Genomic DNA, 20,524 nt, shown 5'->3' with positions numbered 1-20,524 from the left:
GATGAAAAAAATAATTTTTGTAGGCGTTCTTTTCTTTTCGTTATGTGGTTGTAATGAAAAATCAAAATACGAGATGGCACCATCTCCTATGGTTACGCCTTTTGCTCAGTCAGTAGATACCGAAATGCCATTTCCTGAATATCCACGCCCACAGATGGAGAGAGATGAATGGATGAACTTAAATGGATTGTGGGATTACACGGTCAAATCGATCGATTTTGAGCCCGTTCAGGGGCTTACAAAAGCCCCCAGCTGGACTACCGGAGAATTACCGTCGGATTGGGCTGGCAAAATTCTGGTACCTTTTGCCATTGATGCACCATTGTCAGGTGTTGGACGAATACTGCGGCACAACGAAGTTTTATGGTATCAAAGAACTTTTAATATTCCTTCCAGCTGGGAGAGAAAAAATGTATTGTTGCATTTTTCTGCGAGCGATTGGGAAACAAGTGTGTACATAAACGGTGAGAAAATTGGTCAGCACAGGGGAGGGTACGACCCGTTTTCATTTGATATTACACCACATCTTAAGAAAGGGAAAAATAATCTTCATGTTTGTGTTTGGGATGCCACCGAAAATCAAAGCCAGGCTATTGGTAAACAGATTATGCCTGAGAACAGACAGGGTTTTCGCTATCAACCTACCGGCGGAATATGGCAGACTGTTTGGCTGGAGCCTGTGGCTGAAAATTCTATTGAGAACATAAAAATCATTCCTGATTATGATGCATCGGCTGTTCGGGTAAATGTTAAGACCAGAGGAGAAGAAGGAACTTTGCTGGTGCAGGTATGGAAAAACGGACAATTAGTTGCAGAAAATGCTGGTGATGCCGGTAATGTTGTAGATGTGCCGATGAACAATTTTGAAGCATGGACACCTTCCAATCCGGTTTTGTATGATTTGAAACTGTTCCTAAAAAAGGAGAAAGAAACTGTGGACGAAGTAAAAAGCTATTTTGGGATGCGAAAGGTGGAAGTAAAGAGGGCAGCCGATGGGTATCAGCGAATTCACATGAATGATGAACCATTGTTTCAGTACGGCCCGCTTGACCAGGGGTATTGGCCCGATGGCGTTTTGACCCCACCTGGTGAAGAAGCCATAAAGTTTGATTTACAGTATTTGAAAGATATTGGATGTAATATGGTAAGGGTGCACATTAAAACCCATCCGGCACGCTGGTATTATCATGCTGATCGGCTTGGTTTACTGGTTTGGCAAGACATGATTTGTATGCCTAAATACGGTCAAACTGTTGATGCAGCGGCTGCCAGTCAATGGTATACTGAGTTTAAAGCGATGGTTGATTGGCTTTACAATCATCCATCTATTGTAATGTGGGTGGTGTTTAATGAAGGATGGAGTCAACATAATACGGAGTTTTATACCAACTGGATTGACAATTATGATTCAACACGTATTATTAATTGTGCCAGCGGCTGGGATGACTATCCGGTGGGAGATGTTATGGATGTACATGATTATACGTTTTACCCCAGGAACAATGCAGCAGATTTTAAAATGAACGGACAGCGAGCCCTTGTCATCGGGGAAGCCGCCGGTATAAACCTGGCAATTCCTGGCCATACGTGGTATTCCGAAAAGAATAAACCTGAACAGGACAGACATGAGAATTATATTCCTGCTGATAACTATAGTTTTAAGGAGGAATCCGGAAGACATACTTATGGATCAGCTGAAGTACTTCAAGAAGCTTATGGTAAATTTATTGAAACCATTCGTTGCCTGAATTCAGGAAGCGGTTGCGATGCTATGGTTTATACCCAGATTACCGATGTGGAACACGAACTAAATGGTTACCTGACTTATGACAGGAAAGTTTCCAAGATTGAAAAGGAGACGATGCGGAAAATTAATACAGGCCTGTATTCTCCGCCAACTTTAACTTCTGTGGTGGATTTTGCATCCGGTTGGAAAACCGGTACAAAGAAAAACATACAGCTTCCTGTGGGTGAGAAGAATGAATTTATTCCGGTGAATTCAGTGATGGAATTCCCGGTTGAAATTGAAAAGAGTTTCAATATTTCTGAAATTCCTGAAAAAATGACTGTTGCGGTAAAAGGTTTTACTGATTGTGAGATAAAAATAAATGGAGAATTTTTTAGAAAAACCAGGATGAATGCCCGATGGGGTGAACCGGGAATTCAGCTTTTCCCCTTTTTCGATGATGAACTAAGTTATTTGAAAGCAGGAGAGAATAATATTAGTATTAAAACGATTGGAAATTCAGAGCTTGACCTGATAGATGTAGCTGTTTTCCATTATTAATAATCCATTTTAAAAGATTTAGCAATGAAACATTCCGCTGTATTCATCTTTTTGATATTTTTTTCCTTTTCTTTATTAGCAACCAATAATTACAATTCTTCAAATCCAAATATCTTAATTATCATAGCCGATGATTGCACGCACAGCGATTTACCACTTTACGGGGGTACAAATGTAAAAACGCCGTATATTGATAAGCTGGCAGCTCAGGAATGACGTTTAACAAAGCATATGTAACCATGTCGATGTGCGTGCCCTGCCGGGCTGAATTGTACACCGGAATGCAACCCGTACGAAGTGGCGTTTGCTGGAATCATTCAATCGCCCGGACCGGTATGAAAAGTATAGTCCACTATTTGGGTGACTTGGGCTATCGCACCGGAATTGCAGGAAAAGTACATGCCGATCCAAGGGAGGTATACCCTTTTGAGATGGTTGATGGCGTTGAACGAAACTGTGTTTCTGAAACAGCAAAATACGATGCTGAGAGGTTACGGGAGTTTATTGTGAAAAACAGAACCCAGCCGTTTTGTTTGGTTACAGCCTTGGTTGTTCCACACATTCCATGGACAGTAGGTGATCCTTCGCATTTTAAACCAGAAGAATTAGATCTTCCGCCTTATTTGGCCGACACCAAAGAAACCAGGGAAGAATTCGCCAAATACCTGGCCGAAATTGAAGTACTCGACCAGCAAGTTGGAGCAACGCTCAAACTCCTTGAGGACGAAGGAATCGCCGATAATACAATTGTTATTTTTACCTCGGAGCAGGGAGCACAACTTCCATTTTGCAAATGGACCAATTGGGATATGGGTGTTCACACCGGATTTATCGTCCGGTGGCCGGGAACAGTAAAATCAGGAGTAAGAAACGATGCACTCATTCAGTATGCCGACGTGCTGCCCACTTTAGTTGACGCACTTGGCGAAAAAGTTGAAATCGATTTTGACGGTTCGAGTTTTCTTGAAGTATTGAAAGGGGATAAAGTTACACACCGTGAATTTGCCTATTTTATGCACAACAACGTACCTGAAGGACCACCTTATCCAATTCGTTCAGTAACTGATGGAGAATATCACTATATCCGAAACCTGAAACCAGAAGAACTTTACATTGAAAAACATTTGATGGCCCGTATGCCACTTAATAAATACTGGCCTTCATGGGTTTTTGAATCAACAAATAATGAAAAGACACTTGATTTGGTAACCCGTTATATGAAGCGTCCAGGAGAAGAGTTATACAATACTGCAATTGATCCAAATGAGTTGTCAAATTTGGCAGGGGATACACAAATGAAATCAATTAAAAAACAGCTTATATATGTACTCGATAAATGGATGAAACAGCAAGGCGATCCGGGAGCAGAAATTGATTCATTTGAAGAACTGAATAATGCAAGAAAAGGAAATCATTTTAAAAGACAGAAAAAGTAAGTATGAGTGAATGATAATCTTGGTTTGATGATTCTTATTCCAGCCTAAAACTTTTTATCGCTGATATATTTGAAAATAATAAAACAATGAAACTTCAATTAACTTTATTTCCATTTTGTATTGAATTATCACTTTCAGGTGTAATGGGCGAGGGCGAGGTAAAAACAGACGATCGCGAAGTGTTTAAATTTCGGGTTGAAAAATTCATAGTGATTCACTCAGTAATTCTTGGAGTTCAGTAAAATCAGGTTGGAAAATAAACTGGTTAAACTTTTATAAAAAAAAGAAAAATGGATCGAATCAAAATCATTGCGGTAATTTTAGTAGTTATTGCAACTGGTTGTTCTAACAACGAACAACCGACAACGAGTAAAGAGGAACCAAAGAAACCCAATATCATACTAATTCTATCCAATGATATGGGATACTCGGATTTAGGTTGTTATGGTGGTGAAGTTGAAACTCCCAACCTCGATGAACTGGCAAGTAACGGGTTGCGTTTTACGCAATTTTACAATGGTGCGCGTTGCTGCCCAACACGTGCCAGTTTAATAACAGGTTGCTATCCGCATCAAACAGGAATTGGGCACATGACCAACACGCCAACAAATTTTACACAACATGATTTGGAAATACCTCAGTACCGGGGTTTTCTCAATAAAAATTGTGTCACCCTAGCCGAAGTACTTAAAGAAGCTGGTTATACAACTCTGATGACAGGGAAGTGGCACCTTGGAATTTCCGATAAATCAAAGTGGCCGCTCCAGCGTGGATTCGACAAGTTTTATGGCCTTGTACCGGGAGCCAGCAACTTTTTCAAGCCGGAGTATCCTAGAGGGATCACCTACATGAACGATACGATTTCAGTAACCGACCCTTATTATTACACCACCGACGCTTTTACGGATTACGCCATCCGTTTTATTGAGGAAGCCAAACAGGATAAAAGTGAAAAGCCTTTTTTTCTGTACCTGGCATATACTGCGCCACACTGGCCTTTGCAAGCGCCACAGGAGGTAGTGGAAAAATACAAAGGTAAATACATGGAGGGCTGGGGTAAACTCAGGGAAGAGCGTTTTGCCCGGATGAAAGAAATGGGACTGATTGCTGATGACTGGGAGTTAACAGAACAAGATTCACGGGAATGGGATTCTTTGTCCGATGAGAAGAAAAAGGAAATGGATTTGCGACGCGCTATTTATTCTGCAATGATTGACCGGATGGATCAGAATATCGGTAAATTAACTGATTTTCTGAAAGATGAGGGAATCATGAACAATACACTAATCATTTTTTTAAATGACAACGGGGCTTGTGGCGAAGGAGGTGAATTGGGAGGCGGTCCTGCTGAGCAGCTGGAGACCAAGGAGGGATATTTTCTGTCGTATGGCCGGGCCTGGGCCAATGCATCGAATGCACCGTATCGCGAATACAAACACTGGGTGCACGAAGGAGGAATTGGTACGCCATTCATTGTGCACTGGCCTGAAGTAATCCCTTCTGAAAATAATGGGGTAATAATTTCAGAATATGGTTTTTTGCCTGATATAATGGCCACATTTGCAGACGTGTCTGGAGCAACCTATCCGGAAGAATACGCCGGGAACGAAATTGTTCCTGCTTCAGGCAAGAGTTTGATTCCGTTATTTAAAGGAAAAAACAAGCGCATTCATACAGAACCCATTTTTTGGGAACATGAAGGTAACAAAGCAGTGCGGCTCGGAAAATATAAATTGGTCTCAAAGTGGAACGAAAATCAGGAAACAAACTGGGAACTTTACGATATGAAAACCGACAGGACAGAAATGAAGGATTTGGCAGACCAATTTCCTGAAAAAGTAGAAGAAATGAGTGAAATGTATGCAGGGTGGGCGGAGAAAAACAATATTTTACCGTGGCAGGAAATCACTAAATTATATAAAGAAGAAAGAAATTAAGTTGGACATAACCGAATTACTATGAAAAGAATAATTTATTTGTTACCGGTAGTTTATAGCGTACTGCTTCTTAGCTGCGTTTCAGAGAAACTATCAGATGATGAAAATAAAAACCCAAATATTTTAATCATCATGGCCGATGATTTGGGATATTCCGACATTGGCTGTTATGGTGGCGAAATTCACACACCCAACCTCGATGGTTTGGCAGAAAATGGTGTGCGGTTTACCCAGTTTTACAACGCCGCCAGGTGTTGTCCTACACGGGCGTCGCTGTTAACCGGGAAATATCCCCACCAGGTTGGACTCGCACGAAACGGCCAGACTTTATCGCGAAATGCAGCTACCATTGCCGAAGTGTTGAAGAAAAATGGTTACCACACCGGCATGGCCGGGAAATGGCATTTGTCGCGAACAAAAGCCTTGGAAGACAAAGATGACCAGTTGCTTTGGCTTTCGCACCGCCTCGACAGTAGTGTGTTTGCTCCGGTAGAATCTTATCCTAGCAACCGTGGATTTGATGAACACTGGGGCGTAATCTGGGGCGTTGTAAATTTTTTCGATCCGTTTAGTCTTGTACACAATGAAGAGGAGATAAAAGATGTCTCGGATGATTTTTACATGACTGATTTTATTACTGATAAATCCATCGAAATGGTGGATGAGTTCAGTAAAGACGACGATCCTTTTTTCCTGTATGTGGCGCACACTGCCCCTCACTGGCCGCTTCATGCATTACCCGAGGATATTGAAAAATACAAAGGCGTGTACGATGAAGGTTGGGAAAAACTGCGCGAAACCCGCTATCAGGGCTTGATTGACAAAGGGATTATCAACAATCCGGAAGTTGCGCCGAATGCACGCAACGAATCCGGAAATAGTTGGTCTGATTGCGAACGTAAAGGTTGGGAAGCCCGTCACATGGAAGCCCACGCTGCAATGGTTGACCGGTTGGACCATGGAGTCGGAAGGTTGATTCAGAAATTGAAAGAAACCGGCGAATTTGAGAATACCGTTATTTTGTTTTTGGCAGATAACGGAGCTTCGCCCGAACGCGGATACCAGCCTGGTTTCGACCGGCCCGGTCACACCCGCGAAGGAGAAGAAATTGTATACGACGATTTTGAACGTCCTGGCCCTGAAAAAACATGGGGATATCTTGGTGTTTCATGGGCAGGTGCAATTAACGCTCCTTTTCGTTACTGGAAAAAGGAATCGTTTGAAGGCGGGAATTGTACGCCGTTTATCGTCCACTGGCCTGCAGGTTTAAATAACAAAAAGAATGAAATTAACCGGGGCGTAGGACATGTAATCGATATTCTTCCTACTTGTTTGGAACTGGCGGAGACTGATTATCCGGAGTTGGTAAATGGACTGGATACCTCGCCGGTTGAAGGAAAAAGCATTATGCCATTGTTACGGGGTGAAGTTTCAGCCACTCACGATACCTTATTCTGGGAACACGAAGGCGGCAAAGCACTGCGCATTGGAGACTGGAAAATTGCCACCCTGCGCGATTACAATTGGGAGTTGTTCAACCTGGCTGAGAACCGAACTGAAACAGAAAATCTGGCTAGTCAGTATCCTGAAAAAGTGAAGGAAATGGAAGCGGTGTGGAAGAGATATTATAAACGAATTTATACTGACCAGAATTAACACTACAAAATGAAGATAGACAAGTTATTTTTGGTAGTTATATTTATTCTTTTGACAGGGTATTCTGCGTCAAATGAAAAGCCCAATATTCTTATAATTCTTGCCGATGACCTTGGCTATTCCGATTTGGGATGTTACCGGGGTAAAATACAAACTCCGAATATTGACGGTCTTGCTGCAAACGGAGTAAGTCTTACACGGTTTAGAAGGGAAATTGGAAAACAACCTAATATGAGTGACAATGGTTCGTATGCCGAATGGGTTTCATTCAGATTTGAATATGTAATTATGAAACAAGAATAACAGGCGGAACTTCAGGACATCTGGAGAAGGAGTTTAAACGGATTCATGTTTTTCCAAAACTTTAAATATTTATGTATGTGGCCCAAAAAAATAATATTTGAAGCGATTTTTTCCCTCTTTTTGATTTTAATCGCATTTATTGGATTTGCCCAAAATCAACATGAGAAACTACCCAATATTCTGCTGTTCCACGCCGATGATATGACTTGGCGGGATTGCGGTTCTTACGGAAATCCGGATGTTATTACTCCTCAAATTTCTAAATTAGCGGAAGAGGGCATGTGCTTCGATAATATGCACAACACAACTGCAATGTGTGCACCCACCCGCATGATGTTGTACAGCGGACTTTATCCGGTTCGAAACGGAGCTTATCCTAATCACAGCATGGTGTATTCAGGTGTGAAAAGCCTGGTGCACTATTTTAATAACCTCGACTACCGGGTAGCTCTCATTGGAAAGGTACATCACGAACCATTCCGGTCATTTCCTTTTGAATTTCTCGGAGGTCGGCATCATGACGATGGGAACGGAGTTGATATTCACCTGGAACGTATCAAACCTTTACTTCAACAGGATAATCCGTTTTTCCTGGTTGTATCTTCCAATCAGCCACATACTCCGTGGAATCGGGGGCCGGTCAATCAGTATAACAAAGATGAAATTGAAGTACCGGATTATTTAATTGACAGTGAAAAAACCAGGGAAGATTTGGTTAAGTATTATGCTGAAATAACCTACACTGATAGCTTGCTGGGAGTTTGTATGAATTACCTCGAAGAAGCAGGTAAAGCGGATAACACAATTGTGATTTTTACAAGTGAACAGGGGTCCTCTTTTCCGTTTGCCAAATGGACCTGCTATGATTTGGGACTCAAAACTGCTTTCATTGTTAAATGGCCGGAAAAAATTGAACCTGAAACACGGAATTCAGCGCTGACTCAGTACGTCGATGTGCTACCAACGCTTCTCGATGCCGTTGGAAAAGATCCGGAAAGCATTAACACAGGAATTACAGATTCACATGGTAAATCTGATTTTGATGGGAAAAGTTTTCTTAGTGTTCTGCTGGGAGAGAAGCAAACGCACCGGGAATACGTATTTGGATTGCAAACTACACGTGGAATTTTTTCTGGCTCTATTTGCTTTCCGGTTCGCTCTGTCAGGAGCAACCGATATAAATACATCGTCAACCTCAATAGCGGATCAAATTTTTACAACCTGGTTGTCACAAGAACAGGAGGAATTTATCAACAGTGGCTGGCTAAAACCCTCGGAAACGAAAGACGCCATGAATATGTAACAAAGTACCAGGTTCGTCCTAAAGAAGAGTTGTACGATGTGAAGAACGATCCTTTTGAGATGCATAATCTGGTTAATGTTGAAGATTTGGAAACAGTGAAAAACGAATTGAAGAATGAACTTTTCAAATGGATGAAACAACAAGGAGATAAAGGAATTGAAACCGAAATGAATGCATTAAAAAGACAGGTTCCTGAAAAAAAAGAATCGTGGATGGGGTACGAGGAGGAACAGAATAACCAGATTTTTCAAAATTAACTTACACCTATTTATGATTGGCCAATGAAGAGTGTTTCAAAAATATTAACCATTTTGTTTATCATCCTCCTGTCTTTGAATTGCAGCAACGATAAGAAAGGAAACGAGATTCAAGTACCGGCACCTCTGTTTGTAGATCCAAATTATCATGGATCGTGCGATCCTGAAATAGTCTGGAATGAAAAAAAGCAACAATGGTATATTTATTATACAGCGCGACGTCCGAAGCTGGAAAATACCTGGCTGCGCACTCCGATTGGGGTGGCTTCATCAAAAGATTTGGCAAGCTGGCAATTTGAAGGGTACTGTAGATTCGATGGAATTGGTGGGAAAAAAGACAGTCCGGAAACATTCTGGGCACCGGCAATTAACGTCGCAAATGATACATTGCATATGTTCGTCACCTGGAAACCAGATACTGTTCCAATCCAGGGAGCGTGGGGTGGGCCGGGATGGATTGTTCATTACAAAACACCACTTGATAATCCTGTAGACGGCTGGCAAAAAGTGACTGCGCTTCACGATTCAACGTTAAATACAATCGATGCCACTGTTTATAAGAAAGGAGAACTCTACCACGTGTGGTTTAAGGGAAAAAAGCGAGGCGCTTCAAAAAATGAATTGTATCACAAAACCACTTCAGATTTTTACCACTGGAAAAATCAAGGTTTTTCAGAGAGCGATGTATTTAATTCCGCAGTAACCGGCTCAAATTTTGAAGAAGCACCCTATATTTTTGAATGGAAAAACAAGTATTGGCTAATTACCGACCCCCATAATGGTTTTTTTGTTTATAACTCAACCGATGGTAAAACCTGGAAATTTCAGGGAACCATTTTAAAGAAAGGAGGAAGACGAAATCTCGATAATTCAATGGCCCGTCACTGCAGTGTGGCTGTAAAAGATGATCGTACTTTTATATTTTATCATGTTGAACCATGGCGTCGCTACGATTTGGAAAAGAAATCGGGGCCCGAGCAAAAACGTATTTTTCAGCAACCGCTTAAAAACCGTGAAAGTGTTTTGCAAATGGCCGAGCTTGAAATGGAAAACGAAAAACTTTTCTGCAACAGAAATAAAAACATATCAATAAAATAACTTTAATAAAAACTAAATCTTCTCATTATGAAGCGATTAAAAAACTTTTTTCCAATTGTGTTATTATGTGGCCTACTTATTTCATGTACTTCTTCAAAAGAAAAACAAACAGGATTAAACCTGAATCGTGAAGATTTTCAGACCACAATAAATGGTAAAGAAATCGATATTTATTTTCTGAAAAATGGTGATATAAATATGGCCGTAACCAATTATGGTGGCCGGATAGTAAGCTTAAATATACCGGATAAAAATGGTGAAATGGTTGATGTAGTACTTGGTTTTAAAAGCATAGATGACTATTTAAAGGCCAACGAAGCCTACCACGGAGCATTAATTGGCAGGGTAGGGAATCGTATCGCCAAAGGGAAATTTGAATTGGATGGCAAGGAATACAGTTTGCCCTTAAACAACGGACCAAATCATTTACACGGTGGCCCCGAAGGTTTTCATAACCAGGTTTGGGATGTAAAAGCAGTAAATGAAACATCGATTTTGCTGACCTATGTGTCAAAAGACGGAGAAATGGGTTATCCCGGGAATTTGAGTGTTGAGGTAGAATATGAACTTACCCCTGAAAACGAGGTGGTGATGAAATACAAAGCCACAACCGACCGGAACACCCCGGTAAATTTAACAAACCATGCTTTTTTTAATCTTGGAGGCGAAGGAAGCGGCACCATTAACAATCATATTTTAACCGTTAATGCCGATTATTACACACCGGTTGATGAAACGCTAATACCACTTGGCGAAAATGTCCTGGTTGAAGGTACGCCATTTGATTTTAGAAAAGGAAAAACAGTTGGGCAGGATTTAAATATACAAGAAAGCAATGAGCAATTAAAAAATGGTGGCGGTTACGACCATAATTTTGTGCTCAATAAAGATGCCGGCAAAATGACTTTGGCTGCAACTGTTGTTGAACCAACCCGGGGAATAAAAATGGATGTTTTTACCGAAGAGCCCGGCTTGCAGTTCTATGGTGGAAACTTTTTTGATGGTTCTGATACCGGTAAATTGGGAAAACCCTTTAAATACCGCGAGTCTATTGCTTTGGAAACACAACATTTTCCGGATTCACCAAATCAAACGGATTTTCCATCTATCATTCTGAAGCCAGGTGAAGAGTATTCTACCAGTTCTATTTACAGGTTTGGAATTGAGAAATAATTCAAAATTGTAAAATGTTCAGAAATTCAACTTAGCAAAATACTTATAAATGGAATTATTCAAAAGGTTTACTATCATTTTAGGTTTGATTTTAATATTAGTATTGACCCTCATAATATCCGGATGTGACGAGTCTTCGGTATCTTCTGAAGTGAAAGTGGTTTCTCATCCTGACCTAAAGAGCCGAAATGATTATTATTTAAGTAACCGACAGCCTTTGCAACCGGCACACTTTATAAAACTACCTCTCGGAAGCATAAAGCCAGATGGTTGGATTTTAAAGTTGCTTGAATTACAAAAGGAAGGCCTTGCCGGTCAGCTTGGCGAAATTAGTGCCTGGCTTGAAAAAGACAATAATGCCTGGCTCGAACAGGGAGGTGCTCACGGCTGGGAAGAAGTTCCCTATTGGCTGAGAGGATATGCTGACATGGCATTTATTTTCAATGATTCAAACATGAAAGAGGAGACAACGGTTTGGATTGAAGCCATTTTGGCAAGCCAACAGGAAAGCGGCTGGTTTGGCCCTGAAATGAGGAACGATCGCACGAACTTCCTCGATTTTTGGCCAAACATGATCGTCCTGTTTATTCTCCAGGATTATTATGAGTATTCGGGCGATGAACGTGTAATCGATTTTATGGAAAATTATTTCAGGTATGAAATGACTGTTCCTGATGAGGCATTTCTATCCAGTTATTGGGAAAATAGTCGTGGAGGAGATAACTTTTACAGTGTTTACTGGCTTTACAACATCACAGGTGAAGATTGGCTTCTGGAGTTGGCAGAAAAGATTCATCGCAATACGGCTGGCTGGATGCAACAATCAAGTCTTCCCAACTGGCATAACGTGAATATTGCGCAGTGTTTTCGCGAACCAGCCACTTATTTTATGAAAACAGGTGACTCGGCGCACCTAAAAGCAACATACAATGATTTTGACTTAATCCGTCGCACATTCGGACAGGTTCAGGGGGGAATGTTTGGTTCCGACGAAAATGCCCGTATGGGATATATTGATCCACGTCAAGGGACTGAAACCTGTGGATTTGCAGAACAGATGACTTCAGATGGAATATTGACAAGAATTACAGGCGACCCATTCTGGGCCGATAACTGCGAAGATGTCTTATTCAATTCCTTTCCGGCTGCTTTCACTAATGATATGAAAGCTTTGCGATACATTACCTGTCCCAATGGTGTAACAGCGGATGCCAGGAATCATTCGCCGGGAATAGCCAATAATGGCCCGTTTCTTTTAATGAATCCTTTTAGCAGTCGTTGTTGCCAGCACAACCATGGTCATGCACTGCCATACTATTCGCAAAACCTGGTAATGGCCAGCAACGATAATGGGTTGGCAGCAGTAATGTACAATTCATGTAAAACTCATGCAAAAGTGGGAAGTGGCACAGAGGTTTTATTAATTCAGGAAACCAGGTATCCGTTTGAAGATGAAATTAGGTTTGAGCTGAAAACTCCTGAAAATACAATTTTCCCGCTTTATTTACGCATACCGGGATGGTGTACCAATCCATCTCTTCAGATTAACGGGACAAAGGTAAATGTTGATGGTGTTTCTGGTTCATATTTTCGGATTGAACGCGAATGGACAGATGGTGACAAGGTAGTGCTAGGCCTCCCAATGGAATTGGGAATACGGACGTGGCAAGTCAATCAAAAAAGTGTTTCCGTGGATTATGGACCACTCACATTTTCTTTGAAAATCGAAGAAGAATTTAAAGAACTGAACAGCGCTGAAACAGCTATCTGGGATTCAAAATGGCAGGAAGGCGCTGACCCTGAAAAATGGCCTTCTTATGAAATCAGTCCGGCAAGCTCATGGAATTACGGGTTAATTGTTGATGTTGAAAATCCTGCAAATTCATTTACAATAATCCGGAAGAGCTGGCCCAATGATGATTATCCCTTTAGTGCTGAAAATTCTACAATTGAACTAAAAGGCAAAGGTAGAAAAATACCTTCCTGGGGAATCGACCAATATGGACTTGTGGATGTGTTACCAGGTTATCCGGTAAAAACTTTCGGGCCTGTTGAAGATCTGACCATGATTCCAATGGGAGCTGCTAGGCTTAGAATCTCTGCTTTCCCGCAACTGAAAACTGAATAACAAATTAACGTAATGAAAAAATCATTTGATAGATTTTTAGTGTGTAGTTTATTACTTGCTTTTGTGCTTTTGACCTTAACACTTACTGCGCAAGAGATTCGACAGGCTCCGGCTCCATTATTCAGAGATCCTGTATACGATGGGGCAGCTGATCCGGTTGTTTTCTGGAATAATTATGAAAAAGAATGGTGGATGTTTTATACAGCACGCAGAGCAAATGCTGATGCTGCTGACGTGGCTTATTGCTTTGGAACCAATATTGGAATTGCATCGTCAGGTGATAATGGTAAGAGTTGGGTTTACCGGGGTGAACTCGACCTGGATTTCGAAAACGGGAAAAACACATTTTGGGCGCCTGATGTTGTTTATTTTAGTGGGAAATATCACCTTTTTGTAACATACAAAAAGGGAGTCAGAAATCATTGGGGAGGAAAATCAAGCATCGCACACTATACCAGTGAAAATGCATGGGATTGGAAGATTGAAGGAATGCTTTCATTGTCGTCGGAAGATGTTATTGACGGAACACTTTTTCAGCAAGAAGATGGCACATGGAAAATGTGGTACAAAGATAACAGTCAGTCATGGCTTGCAGAAAGTGATGATTTATACAGCTGGGAATGGCGGAAAAATCCTGTAATTGCCGATAAACCGCATGAGGGGCCTATTATATTTGAATTTGAAGGATATTATTGGCTAATTACCGATGAGTGGGCTGGAATGGGAGTTTATCGTTCAAACGATCTTGAAAACTGGGAAAAACAAAGTTATCCTATCCTTAATCAACCTTCATCGCGGACGGAGGATAAACCCAGCGGTGCCCATGGCGATGTGGTTGTTATTGATAATAATGCTATATATTTTACTTCACTCATCCGGGAAGGGAGTTCCATACTAAAGCTGAACTCAATGAAGATGGAATATTGCCTTATTCCTTGCGTCGTTCTTCCATTCAGGTTGCAAAATTGAAAATAGAAGGCGGTTGGTTAGTTTGTGACAGAGAAAAGCCTTTTGATTTTTATTTGCCTGATTTGGATTAATCATGTATTGGGTGAAATCTCGGTGGAATTTATTTATTTGTAACCAAGGTGAATTAATTATTTGAAAAAGTATTTATGTATAAATGATTGATTATGCAAAAGATTTTATGTGTTGTTTTTCTCCTGCAATGTATTTTAGGAAATGCTGGTGAGTTAGAGTTAAAAATAAATGGGAATACCCCGATAATTTATCTAAATGGAAGGAGCCATTTATTTACACCGGACGAAGGATTGTGGTCAATAGCTACAAGATGGGAAAATGGTTGGCCGACTTCATGGAAGCATGCAAATCCACAAAAGCATGAAATTTTAGGAGATTGGAAGGTTTTTTATGGAGAGATTAAATTACCGCAAGGTCGGTTAAAATTGCAAGATGCTTATTTAAAACAAAATAATCGGATTAAATGCATTAGACGTTTTGAATGGCTTGGAGAAGTTCCTCTTGATACCCTGACTCTCTCTGTGCGATGGCAGGTTAATGCCCGTTTCCCAAATGCTTTCTTACCCGGAATTATTTATTATGGTAATCCTTCGGGAGAGAATAACGGAATGAATAAGGTTCCAGTTTTTCATGGGAACCCTGGCGAGAAGGCACTGTTTGAAGAACACCGCTATCCGATGCCCTTCGCCTGTTTCGAATGGAATGAAAACAATGATTTTTATGGGGCAGCAATGCATACAAAACCCAGCCCTGTATATGGGGGTAACCATTACGACCAGTGGTGGTCGTTGGGTGTGCAGTCCTTCGAAGAGATTTCCGAATTGCTTTTATTATCAGGGCCAATTACATATAACAACAAACCGAGTGTCGCCAAAGCCTTACAGCAAAAGGAGATGCCGTATGGAGAAACCTGGATGAAACTCGAACCCGGCGATGTGGTTGAAAAAACGTTTTACCTGGAAGGATTTACCATCCAGGAAAAAGGGACGGGATTTCAGAGGCCTATTTATACTTCCATGGATATATTGAAACCTTATGCCTTTGAGGAATTTCCTTCTTTCGAAAATATTATCCGGTCGAAATACCGGTATGCCAAATCACGGTACATGCAGAGCAACAACTTTGCTGGTTTTAATATGTACCAGCCAGGCATTACCCCTCAAATTGTACTTGGCTGGGCGGGCCAGTCTGAGGCACCGGTTTATGCATTACAGGTTTTACAAAAAAAATTGAACGATCCAAAGGTTTTGGAAATGGTACAAAAATCTATGGATCATATTTGTACTTCACCGCTTACAGAGAATGGTTTTATGGTGAATTATAATACAAAGAATAAAAAATGGAGTAAAAACGATCCTGTATCAGAAGGACAAGCGATGAACAGCATCGCCCAGGCCATAAGGGTTGGGAGAAATAACGATTTTATAAATACTGAGAAATGGGAGTTTTTTTTTAGGGAAGCATGCGATATTCACCTAAAGAGGATGAGTGCTGAAAATTGGGAGCCCCGGAATACAGCAGAAGCTTTTTATATCTCGCCTTTTTTAGAAGCTTATGAACTGTTTGGAGATAATAAATACAAAGAAATAGCTTTAAAAATCACTGATTATTACGCAGCTCGCCATTTTAATATGGAAGAACCATATTGGGGAGGGACACTTGATGCAACTTGCGAAGACAAGGAAGGAGCCTGGGGAGCATTTCAGGGATTTATGGAAGCTTATGAGTGTACTAAAAAGGATAAATACCTGAAATATGCAAAACATGCTGGAGATGTGGTTCTTAGTTATACGGTTATCTGGGATATCCCTTTGCCTGCAGGACGTTTGGCCGATCATGCTTTTAAAACACGGGGGTGGACTGGTGTTTCTCCCCAGAACCAGCATCTTGATGTTTATGGTGTACTGATTGCTCCCATGATTTACAGGCTTGCTGAATATACCAGAAATGATGATTTAAAGAAGCTGGCAGTGGTTATGTACCGTAGTTGCGGACAACTGATCGATCCCTTTGGTTCTCAAGGAGAACAAATCCAACAGACCAATTTTGCACAGCGTGGAGAAATGAATAACGTCTATAAACTACGAGGAGGGTATTCTGAAGACTGGACCGTTTTTTGGATTACTGCCCATTTTTTGCATGCTGCAGCGCAGTTTTTAGAAATTGCGGTGGATTTAGATAAGTTGTAAATACACTCAAATAATAGTTTTTCACATTATTTGAGTGTAATTTAAAGTAGAGATAGTTGAAAATTGAATCTGATGATAGCTACGATATAAGATTCAATATTTATAAATAACAGTAAAATGTAATTTTAAAAATCTACTGATAAAAATGGGGGAAAATTTATTTGTTTACTTTGCACCGTTTTTTTAAAACTGAACAAAAAAACATGAAATATGAAAATGTATTTTAACAGTTTAAGCTTTTTTTTGCTAGTTGCATTTTTGTCTTGCAAAGGGCAGGAATCTGAACCAAAGTATGGCCGTGAAGTGAATGATAGAATGTACACCAATCCGGTACTCGCAAAAAGTCTTCCCGACCCAACAATAATAAAAGCAAAGGACGGCTTCTTATACCTGTATGCCACCGAAGATATTCGCAATACCCCCATCCATAAATCGAAAGATTTGGTGAACTGGGAATTTGTCGGCACAGCATTTACCAACGAAACCCGGCCCGATTTTGAACCCAAAGGCGGATTGTGGGCCCCCGATATTAACTACATCAACGGTCAGTACGTGTTGTATTATTCCATGTCAGTTTGGGGCGGCGAGTGGACCTGCGGAATTGGTGTGGCCACCAGCAAATCTCCCGAGGGGCCGTTTACCGATCACGGGAAACTATTTCGCAGCAACGAAATTGGCGTACAAAATTCCATCGATCCGTTTTACATAGAAGAAGATGGAAAGCACTACTTGTTTTGGGGTAGTTTCCGCGGAATTTATGCCATTGAATTAACGGCCGACGGACTTTCAATAAAACCCGGAGCTGAAAAGCGACAGGTGGCCGGCACCGCTTACGAAGGAACTTACATTCATAAAAAAGACAACTGGTATTACCTTTTTGCTTCCATAGGTTCCTGTTGCGAGGGAATTAACAGCACTTACACAACCGTAGTTGGGCGCTCCAAAAATATATTTGGCCCTTATTTAAATAAAAATGGCGAAAGTATGCTGAACAATCAACATGAAGTTTTAATTCATAAAAACGACCGTTTTGTGGGAACAGGTCATAATTCTGAAATTGTAGAAGACGATGCCAGAAACAACTGGATTTTTTATCATGCCGTGGACATAAACAATCCGCATGGAAGGGTGCTGATGCTCGACGAAGTTAAATGGAAAAACGGCTGGCCTTTGGTAGATGGCACTAATCCATCGAAAGAATCGAAAAAACCTGAGTTTAACTAACTAAAGTTTCGCACTAAAATTCAATATTATTTATTTCAGTAAGTTATACAAACTTCATGTTTGTTATGTTAGTGTTTATCAATATTTTAAGTTTTCCATTATTGTCATGCGGCATCTTTAATATTTTCTACGGGCTCAAACAACCTTGCTATTTTTTCATATAGCTCTTGGTCTTGTATTATTCTTTCAAATAATTGAATTTGGTCGATTTCATCAAAAAGCTCTGTGATTGTTTTTACCAACTCAAGAAATAATCCCCATAACCGCTGGCTTAACCTTTGCATGGTGGCCTGCTCTTTTATCTGGCAAAACATCCCGGTTTTAGATTCATAGGTTTGATAACGGAACTAATACCATTTTAACGTTTAATTTTCTTTTGCTTTTAAGAAAAATGCTTTAACTTCGTCATAATGAATGCGTTCTAAGGCATGTGAACTATAAGGTGACCTGGTTTTTAAGAAGCGGTCTAATCTATTGATATACAGTTGATATCAAAACAATATTCGAATCCTGCTACATAATTTAATTTCCAAAATAAAACCTCTTACATAGTAGTGATATAATTTATGTCAAGTACCCGTTTCGGTTCCATCAATTTCAACTTTTATTTTGCCCGTTTTTTTAAAGTCCAATGAAAATAATTTAAAAGCACCATCTATTTTCTTTCATTTGTAATAAAAGACATCTTTCATTATAGTGAAAGATATGTTATATTTGCAATGAGAGATATGTTATATAAAGGTTGGAGATATGATCAGACAAGAAGAAATAGCTTTAGTTATAGATTCACAGAGAGATACCTTTTTGAACCAGGACCCTGGTTTAATACGCGATGTTCTTTCTGAAATTCCTGTAGTAGATTCGTTTGCCACTATAATAACCGGAATCCGTCGTTGTGGTAAAAGCACTTTGCTTTTACAATTACTTCAACGGGATTACCAGGATGCTGTTTACCTGAATTTTGATGATATCCGTCTTTCCGGTTTTGAAACAGGAGACTTTACACGTCTCCACCGGGAAATTGAAAAGAGGGGATTAAAAGTAATCTTCTTTGATGAGATACAAATCATTGAAGAATGGGAAAAATATATCAATCAACTTTTACGGGAAGGTTACAAGGTATTCATAACTGGCTCCAATGCTTCCATGCTGAGCGTTGAATTGGGGACCCACCTGACCGGAAGGCATTTGTCTATGGAGCTGTTTCCATTCTCCTATTTGGAGTTCATCCGGTTTAAAGAAATTGATAATGCTGATAATGCTATTATGGATTATCTTAAAACAGGGGGGATACCTGAATATGTCAGGAATGGGATACCTGTTGTTTTAAATAGTCTTGTTGATGATATATTAATGAGGGATATAGCAGTCAGGCATTCTGTTCGCGACGTAGTTTCTCTGCGTCAGTTGACAGCATTCCTGGTAACGAATATCGGAAACCTTGTTTCGGCAAATAGGTTGGTTGGGATGTTTGATATAAAATCTCCGGCTACCTTTTTGGAATATTTTTCATTTCTGAAAGATGCTTACTTGTTTGAATTTATACCCATGTTTAGCCATTCCCTGAAGGTACAGGCCCGTAACCCCAAAAAAGTATATGTTATGGATACAGGGATTTATACGGAAAACTCAATATCGACAAGTGACAATATGGGAAGACGCTTGGAGAATCTTGTGTTCTTGCATTTACGCCGGAAGTATAAACATATTTTCTATTACAAAAACCGGGGCGAATGTGATTTTATCGCCATGGAAAAGAACGCAGTAAAAGAAGTTGTACAGGTATGTTTAACCATAAACGATGAAAACTTTGCCAGGGAATACAATGGTCTGCTGGAAGCTATGCAGAATATTGGTATAGAAGAAGGAAGTATCGTGACCTTTAACCAGAGTGATACATTTGAAAAAGAGGGCATGATTATTAAGATGCTCCCTGCACAGGAATTTTTTAAAGAATAGGAGTTTGGCCGGCAATAAAATTGATAAAGCAGGACAAAAAATACCATTGGCGATCTGGATTCCCTATTAATGCGGGGAATAATAGGGAATTAAGAGACCACCAACTTTTAATACAATATAAATATTATAGGAATCAATATCAGATATTAGATCAAATATGAATTACCAAATCTCCAAGGATGAAGATACCTTCAAAATACTAAAAGTTTTATTGTATCAAATGATATGATTTTGTACATTTGAAATTATATAACTCATTTCAAATTGATTCAAATGAAATCAAATTTCAGGTGAGTTAAACGGTGAGTTCTTTCTGTGATATTATTGATATTTATTTGACAATAAGATATTTACAGGTGGTAGGTTTCATCCTGCTACCCCGACTTTAAGGGAATTCAAAGGATATCAAAAGTCCGCAAACGCCAGTGTTTGTGGGCTTTTTTGATTTTTTAACATATCATTATAGACCATTAAAAACCAGTTCTCACGTGAACTATAAGGTGACCTGAATATTTTATTAGATTTAGGTCACCTTTTATTCTGTACACCCAGTTAATGCTGATGTTACAGACGATTATTATTTAGTTTCATTT

16 protein-coding genes are annotated in these 20,524 nt (G+C 40.0%); 15 read left to right on the top strand and 1 reads right to left on the bottom strand.

The features are described from left to right. Nucleotide 1 precedes the first annotated feature (1 nt). From GM418_RS29015 to GM418_RS28955, 14 genes are all read left to right on the top strand, one after another. Nucleotides 2-2,287 (top strand): glycoside hydrolase family 2 protein, encoded by a 2,286-nt coding sequence (locus GM418_RS29015; protein WP_158871559.1) that lies wholly within the window; start codon nt 2-4, stop codon nt 2,285-2,287. 24 nt (nt 2,288-2,311) lie between these two features. Then, the gene (locus tag GM418_RS31570; RefSeq protein WP_217447630.1) at nt 2,312-2,503 is read left to right on the top strand and encodes a hypothetical protein; all 192 of its coding nucleotides are present in this window, start codon (nt 2,312-2,314) and stop codon (nt 2,501-2,503) included. Beyond that, a complete protein-coding gene (locus tag GM418_RS29010) occupies nt 2,500-3,723 on the top strand; it encodes a sulfatase family protein (RefSeq protein ID WP_217447629.1) in 1,224 nt (407 codons plus the stop codon). Before GM418_RS31570 ends, GM418_RS29010 begins: the two co-directional genes overlap by 4 nt. An 86-nt stretch (nt 3,724-3,809) precedes the next feature. After that, on the top strand, nt 3,810-3,965 hold the full coding sequence (locus tag GM418_RS29005; protein WP_158871557.1) for a hypothetical protein: 156 nt from the start codon (nt 3,810-3,812) through the stop codon (nt 3,963-3,965). Between the two features lie 48 nt (nt 3,966-4,013). Then, a complete protein-coding gene (locus GM418_RS29000) occupies nt 4,014-5,660 on the top strand; it encodes an arylsulfatase (protein WP_158871555.1) in 1,647 nt (548 codons plus the stop codon). A 21-nt stretch (nt 5,661-5,681) separates the two neighbouring features. Continuing rightward, entirely contained in the window at nt 5,682-7,316 is a 1,635-nt protein-coding gene (locus GM418_RS28995) for an arylsulfatase (protein ID WP_158871553.1), read from the top strand. 9 nt (nt 7,317-7,325) lie between these two features. After that, complete coding sequence (locus GM418_RS28990; protein ID WP_158871551.1) at nt 7,326-7,619, top strand: sulfatase-like hydrolase/transferase; 294 nt, start codon at nt 7,326-7,328, stop codon at nt 7,617-7,619. Between the two features lie 75 nt (nt 7,620-7,694). After that, nucleotides 7,695-9,179, top strand: coding sequence for a sulfatase family protein (locus tag GM418_RS28985; protein ID WP_158871549.1), 1,485 nt, complete (start codon nt 7,695-7,697; stop codon nt 9,177-9,179). Nucleotides 9,180-9,203: 24 nt separating this feature from the next. Then, entirely contained in the window at nt 9,204-10,277 is a 1,074-nt protein-coding gene (locus tag GM418_RS28980) for a glycoside hydrolase family protein (protein WP_158871547.1), read from the top strand. Between the two features lie 27 nt (nt 10,278-10,304). Next, a complete protein-coding gene (locus tag GM418_RS28975; protein ID WP_158871545.1) occupies nt 10,305-11,450 on the top strand; it encodes an aldose epimerase family protein in 1,146 nt (381 codons plus the stop codon). A gap of 49 nt (nt 11,451-11,499) precedes the next feature. After that, on the top strand, nt 11,500-13,578 hold the full coding sequence (locus tag GM418_RS28970; protein WP_158871543.1) for a beta-L-arabinofuranosidase domain-containing protein: 2,079 nt from the start codon (nt 11,500-11,502) through the stop codon (nt 13,576-13,578). A gap of 12 nt (nt 13,579-13,590) precedes the next feature. Continuing rightward, a complete protein-coding gene (locus tag GM418_RS28965; protein ID WP_217447628.1) occupies nt 13,591-14,547 on the top strand; it encodes a glycoside hydrolase family protein in 957 nt (318 codons plus the stop codon). Between the two features lie 164 nt (nt 14,548-14,711). Next, nucleotides 14,712-16,748, top strand: coding sequence for a hypothetical protein (locus GM418_RS28960; RefSeq protein WP_158871541.1), 2,037 nt, complete (start codon nt 14,712-14,714; stop codon nt 16,746-16,748). 210 nt (nt 16,749-16,958) lie between these two features. Next, entirely contained in the window at nt 16,959-17,972 is a 1,014-nt protein-coding gene (locus GM418_RS28955) for a family 43 glycosylhydrolase (protein ID WP_158871539.1), read from the top strand. 104 nt (nt 17,973-18,076) lie between these two features. On the opposite strand, the gene GM418_RS28950 is transcribed toward GM418_RS28955, so the two are convergent. Beyond that, on the bottom strand, nt 18,077-18,256 hold the full coding sequence (locus tag GM418_RS28950) for a hypothetical protein (protein WP_158871537.1): 180 nt from the start codon (nt 18,254-18,256) through the stop codon (nt 18,077-18,079). A gap of 466 nt (nt 18,257-18,722) precedes the next feature. On the opposite strand from GM418_RS28950, the gene GM418_RS28945 reads away from it, so the two are divergent. Next, complete coding sequence (locus GM418_RS28945) at nt 18,723-19,931, top strand: ATP-binding protein (protein WP_158871535.1); 1,209 nt, start codon at nt 18,723-18,725, stop codon at nt 19,929-19,931. Nucleotides 19,932-20,524 lie beyond the last annotated feature (593 nt).

Origin of the sequence: Maribellus comscasis (assembly GCF_009762775.1) — a bacterium.
In the GTDB taxonomy this organism is placed as follows: Bacteria; Bacteroidota; Bacteroidia; order Bacteroidales; family Prolixibacteraceae; genus Draconibacterium; species Draconibacterium comscasis.
Note: the sequence above shows the minus strand (reverse complement) of the source record. Positions and strands in the feature narration are given on the sequence as shown.